Source organism: Rhodanobacter aciditrophus (assembly GCF_042679525.1).
Classification (GTDB): Bacteria; Pseudomonadota; Gammaproteobacteria; order Pseudomonadales; family Marinomonadaceae; genus Marinomonas; species Marinomonas aciditrophus.
In genome coordinates this window covers 97,833-115,372 of the sequence record NZ_JBHTMN010000006.1, presented here as the reverse complement: position 1 = coordinate 115,372, position 17,540 = coordinate 97,833, and the positions used below count along the sequence as shown (strand labels likewise).

Genomic DNA, 17,540 nt, shown 5'->3' with positions numbered 1-17,540 from the left:
CCGAAGGTGGTGTCAAAACCACTTAATTTCTGTACAATTGGTTTTTATTAAACGCGCGTTTAATAAAAATTAAATGCCGATCATTTAGTTAACGACACGCGCTAAACTTTTAACACACAGCACATACGCTGATCGATTCTGAGAGGTGAAACATGGCACATAAGCAGCAATACATTCACGGCCGCTACCTTGCATCAACGACGGGTGAAACCTTCGAGACACTGAACCCAGCAACAGGTGAAGTACTTGCAACCATAGAACTTGCAGGGGAAAAAGAACTGCAAGCAGCCATCGACTCTGCCAAGAAAGGTCAGCAAGAATGGGCTGCCATGAGCGGTGTTGAACGTGGACGTATCCTTAAACGTGCAGCGGATCTGCTACGTCAATACAACGATGAAATCGCCGCCTTGGAAGTACAAGACACAGGCAAGCCGATGCAAGAAGCCATGGTTGTTGATATTCAAACCGGTGCAGATGTAATCGAATACTACGCAGGCCTTGCAGATAAAATCCAAGGGGATTTCCAAGACCTAGACGCAGACAGCTTCTACTACACTCGCCGTGAGCCCCTAGGCATTTGTGCGGGTATCGGTGCCTGGAACTACCCAGTGCAGATCGCTTGTTGGAAATCCGGTCCAGCCCTAGCCGCTGGTAACGCAATGATTTTCAAACCTTCTGAAGAAACCCCTCTGACCGCTTACCGTCTTGCGGAAGTTTTCACCGAAGCGGGTCTTCCTGATGGCGTATTCAACGTGGTTCAAGGGGACGCTCGTACAGGTCAGCTCATCACAAATCACCCTGAAATCGACAAAGTTTCTTTCACTGGTGAAGTAGGTACTGGCAAAAAAGTCATGTCCGCTGCCGCCTCTTCTCTAAAAGAAGTGACCATGGAACTTGGCGGTAAGTCTCCGCTAATCATTTTCCCAGACATGCCCGTCGACCAAGCGGTTTCTGGTGCCATGTTGGCAAACTTCTACACCCAAGGTGAAGTGTGCACCAACGGCACTCGCGTATTCGTTCACGAAGACATGCTAGAGGCTTTCACAAAAGAGCTGAAAGCCCGCACTGAAGCCATGATCATCGGTGATCCGATGGACATGAATACCCAAGTCGGCTCGCTCATCAACAAAGACCATATGGAAAAAGTGCTTGGCTACATTACGGCAGCTCAAGAAGCGGGTGCCACACTGCTGTGTGGTGGCGAGCAATACACTGCTAATGGTTGCGAAAAAGGGGCTTTCGTTGCTCCAACGGTCTTCACAGATTGCACCGATGATATGCCACAGGTACGTGACGAAATCTTCGGACCTGTCATGTCAGTATTAAGCTTCAACGATGAGGCGGATGTGATTCGCCGCGCTAACGACACAAAATACGGCCTTGCAGCAGGCGTCTTCACCAAAGACATCAGCCGTGCACATCGCGTCATCAAACAGCTAGAAGCGGGTATTTGCTGGATCAACACTTGGGGCGCTTCTCCGGCTGAAATGCCAGTCGGTGGCTACAAAGAGTCCGGTGTCGGTCGTGAAAACGGTCTTGAAACTCTGCGCCAATACACTCAAGTGAAGAGTGTGCTGGTTTCTATGACAGATATTCCTAGCCCTTACTAACGGAGGATCCGAGCGATGGTCAACGAACAGTTTGATTACATCATTGTTGGGGCGGGCTCAGCTGGCTGTGTGCTAGCCGATCGCCTAACTGAAAGCGGTGAACACAAGGTTCTACTGGTAGAAATGGGAGGCTCTGACAAAAATATCTTTATTCAGATGCCAACCGCACTGTCCTACCCAATGAACACAGATAAATTCGCATGGCAGTTTCATACGGACAAAGAAGACGGTCTAGACGGCCGTGAAATGCACTGTCCTCGAGGCAAAGTACTGGGCGGCTCTTCCTCCATCAATGGCATGGTGTATGTACGTGGCCATGCATGCGACTTTGATGAATGGGAAGAAAACGGTGCAGCTGGTTGGAACTACCAAACGGTACTACCTTACTTCAAACGTGCTGAAACATGGCGCGATGGAGAAGACACTTACCGAGGCGGTTCTGGCCCATTGTCGACCAACAACGGCAATGACATGCGCCTAAACCCACTTTACCAAGCTTTTATCAATGCTGGGGAAGAAGCAGGGTACGGTCAAACGGAAGACTACAATGGCTACCGTCAAGAAGGCTTTGGCCCTATGCACATGACGGTAAAAGATGGCGTGCGTGCGTCCACATCTAATGCTTACCTACGCCGTGCAATGAAGCGCCCAAATTTGACCGTACGAACGGGTGTTCTGAGTAACAAGGTTGTGGTGCAAAACAAGGTAGCGATTGGTCTTGAGTACAGCCATAACGGCGTTGACGCCACAGCGACCGCATCAAAAGAAGTCATCTTGAGCGCTGGCTCTATCGGCTCACCCACTTTGCTACAACGTTCAGGCATTGGCCCTAAAGACGTACTAGAAAAAGCCAAGGTTCCATTGGTGCACGAGTTGCCTGGGGTCGGAGAGAACCTGCAAGACCATTTGGAAGTCTACTTCCAATACTGGTGTAAAAAGCCTGTGACCTTAAACAGCAAGCTGGGACTCATCAGCAAAGGCATGATCGGTGCTCGATGGATTCTTTTTAAAGACGGTCTTGGGGCAACTAACCACTTTGAATCTTGTGGCTTTATCCGCTCTCGTGCGGGTCTAAAAGCCCCCAACATTCAATACCACTTCCTACCTGCTGCCATGCGCTATGACGGCCAAGCAGCTGTGGATGGTCATGGTTTCCAAGTACATGTGGGCCCCAACAAACCAGAGAGCCGCGGTAAAGTATGGATCGAATCCAACGATCCAGCGGCACAGCCACGCATTGTGTTCAACTACATCAGCACGGAACAGGACAAACAAGATTGGCGCGACACCATTCGTCTTACCCGTGAGCTGCTTCAGCAATCCGCATTGGACGAGTTCCGTGGTGAAGAAATTCAACCAGGAATGGACGTGCAAACCGATGAACAAATTGATCGTTGGGTAAAAGACAACGTAGAGAGTGCTTACCACCCATCTTGTACTTGTAAAATGGGTTCAGATGACGACCCTATGGCCGTTCTGGATGCAGAATGCCGCGTACGAGGTATTGAGCAACTACGAGTGGTGGATTCCTCCATCTTCCCAACCATCACCAACGGCAATCTAAACGCACCAACTATCATGGTTGCGGAGCGTGCTGCAGACATGATCCTTGGCAAATCATTGCTACCAGCTGCCGATGCGCCTGTTTGGATTCACCCAGAGTTCGAAACGAAACAACGCTAACCACCTCGTTAGGTTGATTCCGCTTGGCCCCTTTATGGGGCCTTTTTTATGCAATCATTATCGTCTTGGCAACCGCCAGAACAACAGAATATTGGTTAGGGCTGACGCCACGTAGGTCATGGCGCAGGCCGTAAGGATTTTGCGCACTTTAGGGATATCTTGACTGGGCAGGTAGCGCCCTTTTCTCAAGATAGGCAGCGCTTTGTTAAAGCTCGCATCCCATTCCTCTGGCAAAATGGCCAGCTGGATAAAGACCGTCATCAGCCCCAAGGTCCCCACCACCAGCACATGCAATAAAGGCGTATAAGGCAAGCGCAACACGGCACTCAAGATCGGCCATGCAAACAACATAATCGCAGCAAGTCGCTGTAACACCATCGCTGCTGGTAAATACCGGGTACGCAGACGCGCCACGGTTTCATTACGATGATGAGCAATGGCATGCCCTACTTCATGGGCCGCCACGGCGACGGCGGTTAAAGAACGTTCGTTTAATACATAGGGACTTAGGCGAACCTTTCGCTCCAAGATATCGTAATGATCCTTACCCTCTGGCGCAGCTTCTACGGTGACACCTTCCAGCTCATATTTCTGGATTAGATGCACCGCTAATTCCCCTCCCGTCCCCGGTAAATCGGTACGTGGCGCACGATATCGCTTAAGTATGTGTTTTACCCATAGTTGTGGACCAAAAAAAAGCACTAACACCACAACCAATAACAGTACATAAATCATTAAACGCCCCACTAACGAATAAATTAGGCCTCATTTTTTGACCCAGAAGAGGACCCGCCCTACACTGAATTCAAAGCACGGAGCCAACTATGCGAAACCCACTGATCCCAAACATTTTAGCGCTTCTACGGGAACATCCAGAAGGAATCTCGGAGTACACCTTGCTAAAAGCACTAAAATCGGAACGCCCCGAATTAGACAAGCTAGCCGAAGATGCCAATCTCACTTTGTTCCGACAGCACTTTCTAATTATGAATGCTCTCTACCAACTGCAAACCAGCCTTTGGCAAGAAGAGCGCTTGGCTCTCACCATCACTGCCACACACATAAAAGTCCATGGGGCCAGCGAACTGGAAATCAGCAGCACCACTACTTTGTCCGACAGTGTTGACGCCAAGCTCGCCGCCTACTATCTCGATTGGAACGAATACGTGCAAACGGACGAAGAAGACGTCAGTCGTTTGCTCGACAGTTTTTACCACGGTGTCTTTAACGTGGACGTGCGTAAAGAAGCTTTAAAGACGCTGGAGTTAGACGAAAGCTTCCTAGATGATAAGGAAGGCATCAAACGCCAATATCGTAAACTGGCCCACGCGGCCCACCCAGATCGAGGCGGAGACACGGATGTGTTTATTACTTTACGACAAGCTTATGAGTGTTTAATCCATTCTCATTCGTGAACTTTCTTTGTTCCATTTACTCATACGCCATACCAACAACAAACTTTCCAATTCTATGATGACACGATCGTTACTTTTACTGCTGCCTATATTTATTCTCAGCGCCTGTTCCACTCGAGAAATCGACTCTTCCAACGAATTTCCTAATAATGGACGAGATGAAACCGCTTTCAAACGAGACACCTTATATTTAGACGAGCGACTGCCCCCTGGGTTCCCAATGCCTGATGAGAGTTTCAAAGAGGGCTTAGGGCAACAAATCCGTTATTTGGATCGAATTTCAGCCCAAGATTACAGCGTTGGCAACCTGCAAATAAGTCGGGATGATCTGCGCGCCACTGCCAGTGAACTGCAGATGTGGCTTAATGACCCCACTTATTGGCCAGCGCTCAGCGCCTATCAGCTGGCTGGCCAAGACCAACGGGGCAATGTACAGATTACCGGGTACTACGTCCCTGTATTGGAAGTCAGACACCAACCGGATGCCCTATATCGCTACCCGCTGTACCGCAAACCAACACCTGTGAATGGCGCACCTTTGCCCACTCGAGATCAAATCGACTTTGAGGGCGCTTTGGATGGACAAGGCCTCGAATTAGCCTATACCTCAAGCCTTGTAGACAATTTCTTTCTTCATGTCCAAGGCTCAGGGGTCGTGGAATTTGAAGACGGTGAGCGCCGCTTGTTTTCTTGGGGAGGGGCCAATGGTCATCCTTACCGTAGCCTAGGGAAAGTGCTGATTGAACGAGGAGAAATCGACCGAGAACATGTCTCTGCTCAATCTATTCGCTCTTGGTTAGCGGAGCATCCTGAGCAAATGAGAGAAGTGCTTGCCACCAACCCGAGTTACTTATTTTTCAGCGAAGGTTTAGACAAGCCTGTCGGAGCCGCCAATGTCCCCTTAACCCCTTTGTACTCAGTGGCCGTAGATCCTGCTGTCATCCCATTGGGCAGCATTCTGCTGGGAGAAGTGCCTAAGTTAAACGAACAAGGTCAGCTCATTGGCCACGAATTTCGCTTGTTATTGGCACAAGACAAGGGGGGCGCAATCAAAGGGCCAGGACATATAGATTGGTATCAAGGGATTGGAGAGGATGCCCATTTTCACGCAGGGCAACTAAAACACTTCGGCCGCGTATGGTTACTGTTACCACGGGCGGCCGAGTCTACTGCCTTAGTCAAAACGCCTTAGCGTAATGTGAAGGAAACGGGCAGTGTGATGCTTAATGGTTCGCTGCCCATTTCCAGCGAGAAGGCTGGCAGAGGCTGTGCTCGCTTCACCATGTCGATGGCAGCATTATCCAATCTTCGTGAACCGGAGCTTTCCACAACCTTAATATTGCTGGCATCGCCGCTTGGATGTGCCACAAAGGAAATGGTAACAACCCCTTCTTCCCCACGTCGGCGAGACTGACGTGGATAACGCTTGGTACTGGCAAGCTTCGCTGCCAATTCCGAATAATAAGTTGCTTGAGCGCCCGCCTGTCCACCATTGGTAGACGCATTAGATTTACCCGTTGTCGCCTTCTGCTTCACTGTGGTTTGTTCTGCATTGGCTTGATCCACCACCTTTGGAGCGGGCGTTGGAGCAGCTACCGGCTTCGGCTTAGGTTCTGGCTTTGGCTCAGGTTTAGGTTCTGGCTTTGGCTCAGGTTTAGGTTCTGGCTTTGGCTCAGGTGTCGGTTCTGGCTTTGGCTCAGGTGTCGGTTCTGGCTTTGGCTCAGGTTTCGGTTCTGGCTTTGGCTCAGGTTTAGGTTTCGGTTCTGGCTTTGGCTCAGGTTTAGGTTTAGGTTCTGGCTTTGGCTCAGGTTTAGGCTCAACGATTGGTGGAGCCACCACTTCACTTTCCTGTTTAACCTCTACTTCCTCTTGAGGAGGCTCAATGATTGGCTCAGGTTCTACGACTGGTTCAGGTTCAGGCTCTGGTTCGGGCTCTGGTTCAGGTTCAACAACAGGTTCTGGCTCTATTTCAGGTTCGGTTTCTACCACTGGCTCTGGGGGTGCAACTTCCGCTTGAGCCACGACCGTTTCTGTTTCTGCGCCCATATCACCGAGCATCCCTAGATCAAACTCAACCCCTTGAGTGCCTTGATCAATACTGCCATCTTGCTGATGGTAAAACGCCGTGTAAAAAGCGCCTGCATGAAGGGACACGGCGACACTACCCGCAACGATCCAATGGTACTTCTTCACAATTACGATCCTTGTCCGAGCTGCGTCGCAACACTCACTTTGGTTAAGCCACTTCGACGAATCGCAGAAAACAATGGTCTCAAGCTGGCAATATCCAGATCACCATCCGCTTTAATCTGCACCCAAAAAGCCTCAGGGTCAGAGCTACCTTCAAATAAGCCTGTTAAGTTCTGCTCGATATTTTCGAGCTGAACTAGGTCATCGTTAAGGTAAATGTCACCGTTTGCTCCCATGACTATCATGGCATCAGGGTCATTCTCTGGGCGTGTTTCATTAATAGAGTTAGGAGGGTTGACCTGAATCGGGTCAGATTTTTGAATCTGCCCCGCCACCATAAAGAAGATCAACATTAAGAACACAACATTGATCAACGGAATGACACTGTTGTCGCTGCCCGCATCCCGTTGGGCAATAAACTTTCGATCAATATTCATGGTTTGGGTTCATTAAATGCATTCGCAATGGACAGCTTCTCTGCCCCTTGAAGTTTAAGCTGGTCAGCCAGTGTCATGAGGGTTTGCAATGCCACATTGTCATCAGCCTTTAGCACAAACAGCTGGCCTTCATGCTGTTGCACTAAGTCACGAATGCGATTGCCATTGGTTAATGCAATAGGACTACCCTCAAACCATACTTGGCCATCGTTGGCGCGCAACTCAAATACAGCTGGCGGCGCTGGATCTTCGCTGGCGATAGGCGTTTCTGAAGGCGTTGATAGGGGCGTATCAACGGTACGCCACGCCACAAAAGTCGACGTCAGCATGAAGAAAAGCAAAAGAATAAACACCACATCAATGAGTGGTGTAAGGCTGATTAACTGTTTGCGACGGGGCTGCTCAAGATTAAGCGGCATGCAAGGCTCCGCGAGCGGCAACCACTGCAGCTAGGCGTTCACCTTCTTTAGACGTAAACACTTGAGTCACGGCATCATTCATAATGTGAGCAATGCGTTCAACCTTGCGCTCTAACCAAGCATGAAGAGCCACTACAGGGATTGCGACCGTAATACCCACCGCAGTCGTTAAAAGTGCCTGCCAAATACCACCAGACAGCACGGAAGGGTCAACTTGGCTACCAGCAGATTCCATGCTTTGGAAGGCTGTAATCATCCCCAGTACTGTACCTAGAAGACCGAGTAACGGGCTTAAAGAAGCAATAATCTCTAATGGACGCAGGTTTGAGCGAAGGGTGTGCAAGGTGTTTAGAGCTCGACGCTCAGCTTCTTCTCTTACTGTTGCCACATCTCGGCTTGTGCTACGTAGTGCCTCCATGCTGTAAGCGACTATGCTTTCTACAGGACGCTTATCCGACAGCATAGCAATGGCACCGTCCGCATCACGGTTGCGCCATGATTCTAGTGCTAGGTCTAGGGCTTTGCGGCTCTCTGCACGTAACGATGTTAGTTGCCAGAACTTCACCATAACAATAGTGAGCGCAATAACAGAGAACCCCATCAGGATCCAAACAACAGGGCCCCCGATGATAAGGAATTCTTGAATTTGACTAAGTGTGTTGTCCATTACCTTGCTCCATAAATAATAACAAGCCTCCTAATGATATTTATTCTCAACTGCATTTACAACAATTAGCTCAAATATAAAGTGTAAATCTGATTCCAAAATCGCAACGTATTAGTCCTTAGTATGAAAGGAGAAGTCCATGAAGATCGGATTAGTATGGTTTGGTGATGACCTCCGTTGTGCCGACCAAAAGATACTCTGGCGCGCCGCCCAAGAAGTCGACCAGTTAGTCTGCGTGTATTGTGATGAGCCCCACTTACATCAACCTAATCGCTATGGTTTACAAGGCATGTCCAAGCAACGTCAGCGCTTTCTAACCGAAGGGCTCGATGAACTTTCCCGTGGTTTAAATGGACTGGGGCAAAACTTATATGTAAGCCGTCATACGGCCCACTCTACTATTGCTTTACTGCTCAACAGTCTGCCGATCTCCCATGTGTATCGGAACCAACATTCTGGTCACAACGAACGCCAGACGCTGATGCGATTGTCCGAGCGATACACGGATGTGGCATTCCACGAAGAAGACGGCCTAACCCTATTTAGCGCAGCACAGCTTCCTTTTGAGCTGGAACAACTGCCCGCTTCTTTCTCAAAGTTCCGCCGTTTGATCGAAGAACTTCCTGTGGAATCACCTCTTCCTGAGCTAGACGAATTACCCCCTGCTCCTAAGTTCAACCTAAATGGCATCGCTCCTTGGCCACTTAAAAAACGCTCCGACCACAGCACCTTTAATGGTGGCGAGCTGGCAGGCTTGAACCAACTCAGCGACTATTTCGCCACTGATCTGGCGTCCCATTACAAGCAAACCCGGAACGAATTGGATGGTTGGGAGAGCACCACAAAGTTTTCTCCTTGGCTTGCCCAAGGCAGTCTTTCAGCACGACAAATTCGCGCTTGCCTAGATGTGTATGAACGGGATCATGGGGCCAATGAGTCTACCTATTGGATCTTCTTTGAGTTGTTATGGCGAGAGTATTTTCATTGGTACGCCATCTTGCATGGCAAGCATCTCTTCAAACAGGACGGTCCTTTCAAACGCCCTTTCCGAGGCAGCTTCTATCCAGAGCGATTCAAGAAGTGGTGCCAAGGCAACACTCCTTATGCATTGGTAAATGCTTGCATGAAGCAGCTCAAGGAAACAGGCTTTATGAGCAACCGGGGACGTCAAATAGTGGCCAGCTGTCTAATCTACGAACTCGGCATTGATTGGCGCTATGGTGCGGCGTATTTTGAGCAACAATTGCTTGATTATGATGTGGGCTCCAACTGGGGTAATTGGCAGTACATTGCTGGTGTCGGTGCCGACCCTCGCGGCGGACGGCATTTTAATATCGCCAAGCAAACTGAGATGTATGATCCCGAGCACCATTTTATTGAGAAATGGTGTGGCCATAATTTTGACGCTCAATTGGATTCGGTGGATGCCGCCGATTGGCCCATTTCGCCTTCCCAGTAACCATGTCACACACACCTTCTGAACTCGAGACACCCGTGGTGGTTTGGCTAAAACGTGATTTGCGTTTAACCGACCATGCCCCGTTACATAGCGCTCATCAATCGGGGCGGCCGGTGTTGCTGCTTTATATTTTTGAACCCGAGTTAATTGACGATCCCCATTATGAGGATCGTCATTGGCGCTTTGTTTGGCAATCCCTGCTGGATTTGAATCGACAATTGGCTCCTTATAACAGTCAAATCCATTTGGTTTGGGGAAACACTCTGGAGGCTCTCAACTCTCTGCAGACACAAACCGGCTTCCGAGAGCTATTCAGCCATCAAGAAATTGGTATCAACCTTACCTTTGCTCGAGACAAAACCGTGGCTAAGTGGTGTGTGGAGCAAGACATTCAATGGCGTGAGTTTCAAACCGGTGCAGTGATCCGCGCTCTTAACAACCGAGACAGTTGGGATAAAGACTGGCAAACCATGATGCGAGCCCCCTTAGAAAATATATCGCTGTCATCGGTTCGTTGGTTTGATGTTAAACCTTTGCCTGAATTGGATGAGTCCATCATTCCTGACACTTGGCAGCAGCCACAAAAAGGCATGCAAACTGGCGGCCCTAGCCTCGCCTGGCAAACACTGCATAGTTTTTATGAAGAGCGAGGTCAAAACTATTATCGCTCCCTTTCAAGTCCTCTCAGCAGCCGCTCTGCCTGCACTCGCCTGTCGCCTTATTTAGCTTGGGGAAATATTAGTCTGAGGGAGGTGTATCAGGACCTGTTATCACGCTGGCACACTAAAGGCTGGCGGCGCACTCTCGTCGCGTTAAGCTCAAGACTTCACTGGCATTGTCACTTTATGCAAAAGTTTGAAAGCGAGTCGGACATGGAATTCCGACCAGTCAATCGTGCTTACACCCTATTTCCATATCGCGAGGTTGCAAGCTGTCAGGAGGATTTGCGAGCATGGCAGATCGGGCAAACGGGCTACCCAATGATTGATGCCTGTATGCGGGCTTTACACTCTACTGGGTATATAAACTTTCGCATGCGCGCTATGCTCGTCAGCTTTTTATGCCACCACTTAAATATCGATTGGCGTCTTGGGGTACATCACTTAGCGCGCCTGTTTCTCGATTTTGAGCCAGGCATCCATTATCCACAATTTCAAATGCAAGCAGGTGTGACGGGGACCAATACCATCCGCATTTACAATCCGCTCAAACAATCTCAAGACCAAGACCCAGAAGGTGACTTCATCCGCCGCTGGGTGCCAGAATTGCGCGATGTACCGGCTCCGTTAATCCATACACCTTGGGAGATGACCGCCATGGAAGAAGCACTGCACCAGTGCCATATAGGCAAAGATTATCCTGCCCCGATCATCGATCTGGGAGCAGCGGCCAAGGCCGCACGAGAGCGGCTTTGGGGATACCGCAAACACCCTGAAGTTCAAAGTGAAAAGCAGCGCATTCTGAGCCGCCATGTGCGCTCACCTAACCAAGCTGCAAAACAGGCCCGTGCTACACGCAAGGACCAATCGGAGACACCGTCATGACCCAATACCACACGCTTCGGGTGATTCTTGGCGATCAACTCAACGCTGGTCATAAATGGCTACGTAAAGTGGACGATGGCGTCCTTTACCTGATGGCAGAGTTACACCCTGAAGCCACCTATGTAAAACACCACTTTCAAAAGTTATGTGCTTTCTTCCTCGCTATGGAAAAGTTCTCTGAGGCGCTACAAGAAGCTGGGCACCAGGTACGCTTTTTGACCCTTGATCACACTCAAGACAAAACACTGGCCTCTCTCATTATGGAAACAGCCAATGAGATAGGCGTCCGCCGCATTGAATTGCAGCGTCCAGACGAATATCGAGTGTTGATGGAATACAAATCCGTGGCAGAAAAGGCCGTGCAGTCCGTCTCCCTCCACGATACACAGCACTTTATGCTGCCTTTCGACGACATTCCAAAGCACTTCAAACCCAAAGCGCCTACCCGTATGGAGCATTTTTACCGCAAAATGCGCCAGCGCTTTAATATTCTAATGGAAGATGAAAACACCCCGGAGGGAGGCAAGTGGAACTTTGACAGCTCCAACCGTCATAAGCTCAAAGCAAAAGACATGGCCCATATTCCTGAACCTCTGTGTTTCCAACAGGATGTAACGACCATCAAAGAGCGCATTGAACGTCATCAGATTCCTTACTTGGGCAAACCTTGCGACACCCTACTCTGGCCGGTCACCCGTCACGATGCTTTGACCTTGCTGCAGTTTTTCTGTGATCACCTGCTGCCTAATTTTGGCCGTTTCCAAGACGCTATGACCGACCAGACACCCCACAAATGGAGCCTATATCACTCACGTTTGTCCTTTGCTTTGAACACCAAAATGATCAGCCCAAAGCATGTGATCAAAGCCGCAGTACTGACTTACGAATACCGCAAAAAAGACATCAGTATTGCCCAAGTAGAAGGCTTTGTACGGCAAATTTTAGGCTGGCGTGAATATGTGCGCGGTATGTACTGGATCAACATGCCCGACTACCACGATCAGAATGCTTTAGAGGCCCATCGAGATCTACCCTCCTATTTCTGGAATGGACATACCAAGATGAACTGTTTGTCCCAAGCCATTGGCCAATCTTTGGAATACGCCTATGCCCACCACATTCAACGTTTGATGGTAACGGGGAACTTCTGCCTTCTCACTGAAGTGGCGCCGAGCCAAGTAGACGAATGGTATCTAGGCATCTATGTGGATGCTTTGGAATGGGTAGAGCTACCCAATACCCGCAGTATGAGTCAGTTCGCTGACGGGGGCTGGATCGCCTCCAAACCCTACGCCGCCAGCGGCAGCTACATCCAACGTATGAGTGACTACTGCGCAAGCTGCCATTACGACGTGGACGAAAAAACCACTGATAATGCCTGCCCACTTAACAGCCTCTATTGGCGCTTTATGGACAAGCATCGGGAGCGTTTATTCAAAAACCCACGCATAGGTGTGATTTATGGTAACTGGGATCGCCAGGATGCCAGCTATCGCCAAGACATCTTAGATCGGGCCCAATGGTGCCTAGACAACATAGAAGAACTTTAAGCCTTTAAGAAGCGGCCGGCACAGACGTATTGCAGGTCGCTTTCAAAATACGCTGATAAACCTGCCACGCTGCAATGCCAGCACAGATGTTCGCAATGGCGGCACCGATAAAAATCCCCCATAGGCCACCGATCTGCCCACCGAGCCACAGCCCAGGTAAAAAGAAAGCAAACAAGCGTAAAGTGGAAATCCACAAAGCGCGATAGGACCGACCTAACGCATTGGCAACCGACACCATGATCATGCAAACGCCTAATGGCCCTAGAGAAATCGGAATCCAAAGCAAATGCCAAGTAACCAACTCGATCACCTCTGCATCACTGGACATGAGCGCAGCCAAAGGCGCGGCAAACCACCACACCAAGGCAGCAACCAAAGCTTGGAATCCCAGTACATACATCACAGCAATGCGCACCAGCTGCTTGATCTCAGCCACATTGCCCGCACCAAACAAACGTCCCACCATGGGTGGCAAGGTCATCGTCAACGCCAGTACAGTCACGATGGCAAAAAACTCAAAACGGGAACCCACCGCCCAAGCGGCCACCGCTGCTGTACCAAAGCCTGCCAACAGCTTAGTCGCCAAGACCGCTGAAACGGGCGGCAACAACTGACTCATCATAGCGGGCCCCATAATATGGCCGATCTTACCTAGGGTTTCACCAATATTGAGATCGCTAAAATCAAAGCTCAGCCAATGATTGGCCAACACCTTGGGGGTCATCACCAAGAGACCGATACCAAACGCCAAAATAGTCGCCACAGCGGCCCCTACAATGCCCATGTCAAAAACAAAAATAAACAGCGGGTCCAAGGCAATGTTCAGCAAGCTGGTGACAATCATCATGATGCCCGGCAGCATGGTATTGCCGTTGGAGCGACAGATGCTGTAGAAGAAGTAAATCATTGCCCCTAGCCAAGTACTGATGAGCCACCAAATCCAGTAATCATCAATGATAGGCGTCACCGAGTCCGGCGCACTCAGCATCGCCAGCACAGGGCCGCGGAAAAACCAAATCAATAAAGAAAAGACAAAAATCCCCGCCGCACCCAGCAATATAACTAATCCACCCAGCTGTTTTGCAAAGTGCGGATTATCTGCCCCTAAGGCACGGGAAATCAGCGCCGTCGTAGCGATACCAAGGCCCACTTGAAGGCCAATAAAAATCAACTGAATAGGAGCAGTGAACCCTTGTGCCGCCAAGGGAAGCACACCCAGCTGACCGATAAAGGCACTGTCTACAAGCTGAAAGCTCATCAATGACAAGATGCCAAACAGCATTGGCCAAGTCATAGAGAATAGTTGTTTTGCAACGTTTTTATTGGATTGCATGGAACTCCGAGGTCATTAGAAAAGCCGATTAATGAGCGCCATTGTACTGGAAGTTAGGGTCACTATTGTGAATTTTCCCCGCTTTTTGCTTGCTTGGCACGCTGTCGCCGACAGCGCTCAGAACAATATTTCACGTCTTCCCAGCAAGACGCCCACTTTTTGCGCCAAGCAAACGGCCGCCCACACACTAGACAGACCTTTTCTGGAAGATGTGGCTTTTTATGAGACGGCACCTTTACTCCCCTGTTTCCCCGTAGCTTGCTTTAATTCGATCCGCATAACGAAACAAACCATAGGCTGTCGCCGTAAATAAGGTAAAGCCCACCGCCAAAGGCGTGACAGAAAAGTCATAAAAACTGCCCACAATGACCGACAAAATAACGGCCAACAAACTCGACGACGATGACACCAAGGAGGAGCCTAATCCTGCGGTTTTCCCCAAGGGCTCCATGGCCAAAGCATTCACATTGCCAAACAATAAACCCAAGGTAAAAAACAACACCATACCAATACTCAAAAACAGCCACATTGGCGGAACGCCATCAAACAGAAGGCAGACACTGAGCATACTAATGGCCGCGGTAAACTTTAATTTCAGGGCAAAAGACACCACACGTCGCATTCCCAAACGCACCACAATTCGCCCATTCGTAAAAGACGCTATCCCCGCCCCGCCGGACATCAAGGCAAAGTACAAGGGAAAAGCATCCCCCACATGATACAGGTCTTGATAAATGGATTGAGCCAAGCCAATGTAAAGCATCAAACCCGAGAACATCAAGCCCGCCATCATGGCGTAGCACACCACTTCTTTACGGGCAAAAATACTGAGGGCATCCTGTACCAATCGGCCAGCATGTAAGGGTTTACGCGCTTCATGGAGCAAGGTTTCAGGCTGACGTAATATCAACCAAAGGGAGGCAATAGCGGCTTGCAGGATCAAGGCACCAAAGATCCAACGCCAGTTCCCCACCATGAGGACTAACTGCCCTAAAGAAGGCGCCAACATGGGTACCAATATAAAGATCACCATCACATAGGACATGATACGCGCCATACGGGCGCCCTTATGCAGATCTCGGATCAGAGCACGAGACGCAATCTTTGGTCCGGCGACCCCAAACCCTTGGATTGCTCGCCCTAGCAATAATGTTTCTAAGGAGTGAGCTCCCATCGCCACCAAGGTGCCCGCCATATAGATCCCCACACCGATGAGGATGCTTTTCTTGCGGCCAATAGCGTCAGACAAGGGACCGAATAACAGCTCACCAAACACCATCCCACCGATTAAGGCAGAAACCACCCATTGCATACGAGTCACATCTGCGACCTGCAGACTAAGGGCCATATCACGGAAGGCAGGCAGGACAGCGTCCATACTCAGGGCCGTGAGAGACATCATTATCGAAAATAATGCGATGAATTCTTTTTCAGACAGCGCCTTTTGGGCGCTTAGGGAGAAGCCATGGGTGAGGCGTTTCATAAGCGTTCCTTATTTTTAGGAAAGCTAGGCTAGCACAAAACACCTCACCGCACCGTTGAAAAACGGAGACTCTATTAAGCTTTTAACAGGGCTAAACTTTCTTCGGCAAAACCAGTACCGGCTTCGGTATAGAAGTTGAAGACGTTGTTAATGCCCGCCTTGACCATGTATTCACGTTCATCATGGTAACGGGCAATGGCCGCCACCTGCCCTTCAAAGCCTGCGCTGCGAAGCTGTTTCACCACGTTCACGCTGTCATCCGCAGACGGCAGTGCCAACAGAATCAGTTTCACGCCTGATAAGTCCAGGTGCTCCCAAAGGTCCACGTCTTCACCGTCACCAAAGAAAACATTCTGTTGGTCAGCTTGCATGGCCTTGATACGGAACTGATCCGCATCCATACCAGCCACTACACCGCCAGACACCATACTGTTGAGCGAGTCATAGGCACCACGTCCCACTCGACCTAGTCCTACGACCAAGATTTCCATATTTTTCGGCTGATACAAGGTATCTTCTGGTAACGCCACCGAATGCTCGTAGCGGCGAATCGTATCCTTATAGCGACGGAAGTAGCTATGAGCTTTGCGGTACAAAATACTCGTAATCACAAATGAGAAAGACACGGCTAGGGCCAAAATCACCAGCCATTCATTGCTCAACCAGCCATAACTCACACTCAAGGCCACCACAATCAAACCAAACTCACTGTAGTTTGACAGTGCTAATGCCCCCAAGAACGAAGTACGACCACGTAGACGCAAGCTGGCAAAGAAATAGAAGAACAAGACAAATTTAGCCACCAAAAGCGCCGTTAGGATCAAGCTTAAGCCAAACATTTCCCAAGTAGGTAACGCACTAAAGCCAATCGATAAAAAGAAGCCGATTAGGAACAAGTCTTTAAAATTCATTAGGGATTTATTCAGCTCCGCCGCCTTGCTGTGGGAAGCCAACAAAATCCCTAAAATCAAAGCCCCTAAATCCCCTTTGACACCCACTAGATAAAACAGCTCATAACCGCCTAAAGCAAAGAACAAGCCCGTCAGTGGCAACATTTCCCCGTGACCAGATTTATCCAAAATACGCCCCAGCACTGGACGCAGTGGAATCAAGGCAAACAACAACAAGGCCCACAGACTCGGCACCTTACCCGTTGCCAACACCAGAAACACGACCGCCACAATGTCTTGCATGACCAAGATGCCCAAGGCCAACTGACCGTGGCGAGTTTTCATCTCACCAGTTTCTTCCAGCAGCTTCACAATACATACAGTACTAGAGAAACTCAGAGCAAAACCCACTAACGCTGCAGTGCGCAGGGTCAGCACATCAAAATAATTCAGACCTATGATGCCAAGTAGAGACGCCACACCAATGATAACTATGGTCCAGGCTCCCATGTGCCCTAATGTCGAGGCCCAGACTTCCCGCTTCAACAGATCCTTCACATGAAGCTTCAAGCCAATACAAAACAGCATCAAGGTAATACCCAAATCAGACAAATGGGACAACACACTCGAAGGCTGCACCTGCATGAAGTTCAGCAAAAAGCCCGCGCCTAAAAAACCAATTAGCGGTGGTAGTTTTACCAACTTCACCGCTAGGCCACATAGAAACGCAAATAAAATCCAAATAAATTCCATAACTTTTAAAATCTAATCCATCGGTTTTAACAGAGGAGGCGCATGTTTAATGAGGCGATAACACCTCATAAACCGTTTGCGCTGACGGTATATTGAACTCAAAAAAA

Annotated in this window: 16 protein-coding genes; 7 read left to right on the top strand and 9 right to left on the bottom strand. The window is 49.4% G+C overall.

The genetic code is table 11. The annotated features are described in order from the left end of the window. Positions 1 to 152: 152 nt before the first annotated feature. Together betB and betA are read left to right on the top strand one after the other, a co-directional pair. Complete coding sequence (gene betB, locus ACFQ45_RS05250) at positions 153 to 1,610, top strand: betaine-aldehyde dehydrogenase (RefSeq protein ID WP_377365933.1); 1,458 nt, start codon at positions 153 to 155, stop codon at positions 1,608 to 1,610. Between the two features lie 15 nt (positions 1,611 to 1,625). Beyond that, on the top strand, positions 1,626 to 3,293 hold the full coding sequence (betA, locus tag ACFQ45_RS05245) for a choline dehydrogenase (RefSeq protein ID WP_377365932.1): 1,668 nt from the start codon (positions 1,626 to 1,628) through the stop codon (positions 3,291 to 3,293). 57 nt (positions 3,294 to 3,350) lie between these two features. On the opposite strand, the gene ACFQ45_RS05240 is transcribed toward betA, so the two are convergent. Further along, on the bottom strand, positions 3,351 to 4,028 hold the full coding sequence (locus ACFQ45_RS05240; RefSeq protein WP_377365931.1) for a zinc metallopeptidase: 678 nt from the start codon (positions 4,026 to 4,028) through the stop codon (positions 3,351 to 3,353). Positions 4,029 to 4,117: 89 nt separating this feature from the next. Here ACFQ45_RS05240 and ACFQ45_RS05235 point away from each other — a divergent pair, with 89 nt between their 5' ends. Beyond that, positions 4,118 to 4,708 (top strand): DNA-J related domain-containing protein, encoded by a 591-nt coding sequence (locus ACFQ45_RS05235; RefSeq protein WP_377365930.1) that lies wholly within the window; start codon positions 4,118 to 4,120, stop codon positions 4,706 to 4,708. Positions 4,709 to 4,763: 55 nt separating this feature from the next. Continuing rightward, complete coding sequence (mltA, locus tag ACFQ45_RS05230) at positions 4,764 to 5,900, top strand: murein transglycosylase A (protein WP_377365929.1); 1,137 nt, start codon at positions 4,764 to 4,766, stop codon at positions 5,898 to 5,900. Here the strand turns inward: mltA and ACFQ45_RS05225 are convergent. From ACFQ45_RS05225 to ACFQ45_RS05210, 4 genes are read right to left on the bottom strand one after another with little or no spacing between them, the layout of a single operon-like run. Beyond that, positions 5,897 to 6,901: an energy transducer TonB gene (locus ACFQ45_RS05225; RefSeq protein WP_377365928.1), complete on the bottom strand. Its 1,005-nt coding sequence runs from the start codon at positions 6,899 to 6,901 to the stop codon at positions 5,897 to 5,899. The genes mltA and ACFQ45_RS05225 overlap by 4 nt on opposite strands. A gap of 2 nt (positions 6,902 to 6,903) precedes the next feature. Continuing rightward, a complete protein-coding gene (locus ACFQ45_RS05220; protein WP_377365927.1) occupies positions 6,904 to 7,335 on the bottom strand; it encodes an ExbD/TolR family protein in 432 nt (143 codons plus the stop codon). After that, positions 7,332 to 7,754: an ExbD/TolR family protein gene (locus ACFQ45_RS05215; protein ID WP_377365926.1), complete on the bottom strand. Its 423-nt coding sequence runs from the start codon at positions 7,752 to 7,754 to the stop codon at positions 7,332 to 7,334. The genes ACFQ45_RS05220 and ACFQ45_RS05215 overlap by 4 nt, the downstream gene beginning before the upstream one ends. Beyond that, positions 7,744 to 8,421, bottom strand: coding sequence for a MotA/TolQ/ExbB proton channel family protein (locus ACFQ45_RS05210; RefSeq protein ID WP_377365925.1), 678 nt, complete (start codon positions 8,419 to 8,421; stop codon positions 7,744 to 7,746). Before ACFQ45_RS05210 ends, ACFQ45_RS05215 begins: the two co-directional genes overlap by 11 nt. A gap of 139 nt (positions 8,422 to 8,560) precedes the next feature. On the opposite strand from ACFQ45_RS05210, the gene ACFQ45_RS05205 reads away from it, so the two are divergent. The 3 genes from ACFQ45_RS05205 to ACFQ45_RS05195 are packed head-to-tail and all read left to right on the top strand — an operon-like array spanning position 8,561 to position 12,974. After that, complete coding sequence (locus ACFQ45_RS05205; RefSeq protein WP_377365924.1) at positions 8,561 to 9,880, top strand: DASH family cryptochrome; 1,320 nt, start codon at positions 8,561 to 8,563, stop codon at positions 9,878 to 9,880. After that, entirely contained in the window at positions 9,856 to 11,424 is a 1,569-nt protein-coding gene (locus tag ACFQ45_RS05200; RefSeq protein WP_377365923.1) for a cryptochrome/deoxyribodipyrimidine photo-lyase family protein, read from the top strand. Before ACFQ45_RS05205 ends, ACFQ45_RS05200 begins: the two co-directional genes overlap by 25 nt. After that, a complete protein-coding gene (locus ACFQ45_RS05195) occupies positions 11,421 to 12,974 on the top strand; it encodes a cryptochrome/photolyase family protein (protein WP_377365922.1) in 1,554 nt (517 codons plus the stop codon). The genes ACFQ45_RS05200 and ACFQ45_RS05195 overlap by 4 nt, the downstream gene beginning before the upstream one ends. Before the next feature lie 4 nt (positions 12,975 to 12,978). On the opposite strand, the gene ACFQ45_RS05190 is transcribed toward ACFQ45_RS05195, so the two are convergent. The 4 genes from ACFQ45_RS05190 to ACFQ45_RS05175 all read right to left on the bottom strand — a co-directional run bounded on the left by ACFQ45_RS05190 (position 12,979) and on the right by ACFQ45_RS05175 (position 17,433). Further along, the gene (locus tag ACFQ45_RS05190; protein ID WP_377365921.1) at positions 12,979 to 14,307 is read right to left on the bottom strand and encodes an MATE family efflux transporter; all 1,329 of its coding nucleotides are present in this window, start codon (positions 14,305 to 14,307) and stop codon (positions 12,979 to 12,981) included. Positions 14,308 to 14,369: 62 nt separating this feature from the next. Beyond that, the gene (locus tag ACFQ45_RS05185) at positions 14,370 to 14,495 is read right to left on the bottom strand and encodes a DUF2256 domain-containing protein (RefSeq protein WP_452600446.1); all 126 of its coding nucleotides are present in this window, start codon (positions 14,493 to 14,495) and stop codon (positions 14,370 to 14,372) included. Positions 14,496 to 14,542: 47 nt separating this feature from the next. Then, entirely contained in the window at positions 14,543 to 15,790 is a 1,248-nt protein-coding gene (locus tag ACFQ45_RS05180; RefSeq protein ID WP_377365919.1) for a multidrug effflux MFS transporter, read from the bottom strand. Positions 15,791 to 15,864: 74 nt separating this feature from the next. Then, positions 15,865 to 17,433 (bottom strand): cation:proton antiporter domain-containing protein, encoded by a 1,569-nt coding sequence (locus ACFQ45_RS05175; protein ID WP_377365918.1) that lies wholly within the window; start codon positions 17,431 to 17,433, stop codon positions 15,865 to 15,867. Positions 17,434 to 17,540: the final 107 nt, after the last annotated feature.